A 2,747-nucleotide genomic window follows, 5' to 3' on the forward strand; every position below is an offset into this window, starting at 1 on the left:
CTGTTCGGTGTGTGCCCATAGTGTCAGCTCATGGCCGCCACGGCGTGCCAAAGACAACATGAGTGCTGTGCCCCATGCTCCTGCTCCCAGTACAGTGATCCGGCTCATCCTAGGCGACCTTCTTTTTGCCGAAGCGGTTTTCCGTTCCCTTGAGCAGCCGCTGAATATTCGAGTGGTGCTTGAAGATGATGACCGCGGGAATCACAACGAAGCTTGCCGCAACAATCGGGCTTACATTGCCGTGCGAGAAAAGAAAGGCGAAAACAGGAAAGACTGCCGCTGCCACAATGCTGGCCAGGGATACATACTTCCACAGCAGAAAGATCACGATGAAGACAGCCAGGCAGCACAGCGTCGTCAGCGGTGAGATTGCAAGAAACACACCGAGGCCGGTGGCCACTCCCTTACCGCCGCGAAAGCGGAGCCACACGGGAAAGATATGGCCAAGAATCGCCATCGCTGCGGCGGCTGCCGCCATGTCCTCTGTGTTCATCCCGTGTGCTGCGGCGATATGACGGGCGATGATCACCGCGGCGACACCCTTCAGCAGATCCAGCAGCAAGGTGGCAATCGCCAGGCCCTTCTTGCCGGAGCGCGCTACGTTGGTAGCGCCGGTATTGCCGCTGCCGGTTTTGCGGATGTCCTGCTTGAGAAAGACACGAACAAGGATGTAGCCGAAGGGAATTGATCCCAACAGGTAGGCAAGGACGAGAGTGAGAAGCCAGGGGTTCATTGCGTCAGAGGTGAGTGTAGCAAGGTCCTTGTAAGTCCCGCCTTAGAGCAACGTCACATCAGCTTTCTGCGCAGCATATCCAGCGCATTCTGTGTCGCCCACCAGCGAATACGCTCGCGGTCTCCACCGAGGCTCAGCTTCTTCACATCGGTATCCTGTCCGTCGGCAAGCGCCACAAACACCAGACCCACGGGCTTCTCGTCTGTGCCTCCGCCTGGCCCGGCGATGCYGGTAATGCCGATACCGATCTCCGCGCCGGTCCGGGTGCGGATGCCTTCCGCCATCGCGCGGGCAACTGCACCACTGACTGCACCGAAGGCTTCAATGACAGATGCGGGGACATCGGTAAAGCTGCTCTTCAGGTCATTGGAGTAGACAACCGCTCCGCCAAGAAAGGTGCGCGATGCATTGGGCAGTGAGGTTAAACGCTGTGCCAGCCAGCCTCCGGTGCAACTCTCGGCGGTTGCGACGCGTACGCCTTTCAGGCCCAGCAGCAGTTGCACCACCTCTTCCAGAGATTCTCCATGCGAAGAGAAGACGTCGTCTCCCATCTCCTGTTCGCATCGGCTGGCGACTTCATCGACGCGGGCCTGTGCCTGGTTCAGGGATACGCCGGCGTACTGGAAGTGCAGCTGGATCTCGCCGTTGTGCGCCAGGATCGTGGTCTCCACATCACTGTAGCCCTTGTAGATCGGGGCAACCCTTGCGTCTACGGTCGATTCCGGTACCAGCGCGATCCGCAGCATGCGTTTGGTGATGAATCGGGGCGGCAAGACAGAGTGCAGCCGCGGCCGCACCTCAGCGTCGTACAGCGCCTTCAGTTCCTTTGGCGGCCCGGGCAGAAGGATGACGAGCTTGCGATGCTTGCCGAAGACTGTGTCCATAAACTGCCCAGGAGCCGATCCATTGGCATTGGGCAATACCACCGCGCCGTCGATGACATCGGCCTGCTTGGCGTTGTTGTCGGACATGGTGATGCCGCGTTTGGCAAAGCGTGCATGAAGGCCGGCGAGCAGATCGTTGTTCCGCTTCAGATTGAGCTTGAGGACAGAGGCGACGGCCTCGCGCGTCAGGTCGTCTTCTGTTGGCCCCAAGCCACCCGAGAGCAGCACAATATCAACCCGTGATAGCGCTGTCGCAATAGCACCCGTGAGATGGGTGAAGTTATCGCCGACAATTGTCTTGAAATCGACCGTAACTCCAAGCGAGTTAAGACGGTCGGTCAGAAAGAGCGAGTTGGTGTCCTGGCGATGCGGCGTCAGCATTTCAGAGCCGATCGCGATAATCTCTGCGTTCATGAATTTGTAGATGGCAGAAGCTGCCCTTCGATGCCGAGTTCGACGTGATAGAGCGCGTTATTGGTAGCGATGGCGGCACAGCCGTCTTCCAGGAAGCAGAACCCGACAATCGAGCTACCGGAGACAATCAGCGATGCCTCTCGCCTGGGTGTGATGCGCACAATGCCGCGCTGTCCGTTCAGCGATGCCGCGACATAGAAGTTGCCGTCGATATCAAAGGCAGAGCCCTGGGGGCGTCCCAGTCCGTTGTAGAAGGTGTCCACCTCGCCATTGCGGTTAATGGTGTACACATGGTCGCGGCTGGAGGTCGTCGGCGCCGTTACGAAGAGAGTGCCGGTTGTGTCAAAGGTAAGGTGATAGGCTGCGACGCTGGGTTCGAGCGTGGCGTAGACAAAGATCTGGCGCTCGCGGTCGATCTTGAAGATGGTTCCGCTGCGGTCGCCTACAAACAGATTGCCGTCATTATCGAAGGCGATCCCGGTAGCGACCCCCATGCCTTCGGCGTATACAGTCATCGCTCCGGTGGGCGAGATGCGGTAGACGATGCCCTCCGCACGAGAGCTGGCGTAGAGATAGCCTTCGCCATCGAAGGCAAGCCCGGTAGGGTTCATCAGGTCGCGCACAAAAGGGCGCACCTGAAAGTCGCGATCGATACGGAAGATCGAAACAGGTGTCTTCTGATTGCGCGGTCCGGAGAGCGTGGCATAGACATTGCC

Annotated in this window: 4 protein-coding genes; all 4 read right to left on the reverse strand. The window is 58.8% G+C overall.

What is annotated here, in order from left to right:
- Positions 1 to 108, reverse strand: a 108-nt coding sequence (locus AB4043_RS21610; protein WP_442308051.1) for a 2-dehydropantoate 2-reductase N-terminal domain-containing protein, incomplete at its 3' end; no start/stop codon positions are given.
- A 1-nt stretch (position 109) separates the two neighbouring features.
- The gene (gene plsY, locus AB4043_RS21615; RefSeq protein ID WP_442299131.1) at positions 110 to 733 is read right to left on the reverse strand and encodes a glycerol-3-phosphate 1-O-acyltransferase PlsY; all 624 of its coding nucleotides are present in this window, start codon (positions 731 to 733) and stop codon (positions 110 to 112) included.
- Between the two features lie 53 nt (positions 734 to 786).
- On the reverse strand, positions 787 to 2,031 hold the full coding sequence (locus AB4043_RS21620; protein WP_442308049.1) for a competence/damage-inducible protein A: 1,245 nt from the start codon (positions 2,029 to 2,031) through the stop codon (positions 787 to 789).
- A partial coding sequence (locus AB4043_RS21625) for a Vgb family protein (RefSeq protein ID WP_442308050.1) occupies positions 2,028 to 2,747 on the reverse strand: 720 nt, incomplete at its 5' end. The genes AB4043_RS21620 and AB4043_RS21625, both read right to left, overlap by 4 nt.

Origin of the sequence: Terriglobus sp. YAF25 (assembly GCF_052113305.1) — a bacterium.
Lineage (GTDB): Bacteria > Acidobacteriota > Terriglobia > Terriglobales > Acidobacteriaceae > Terriglobus.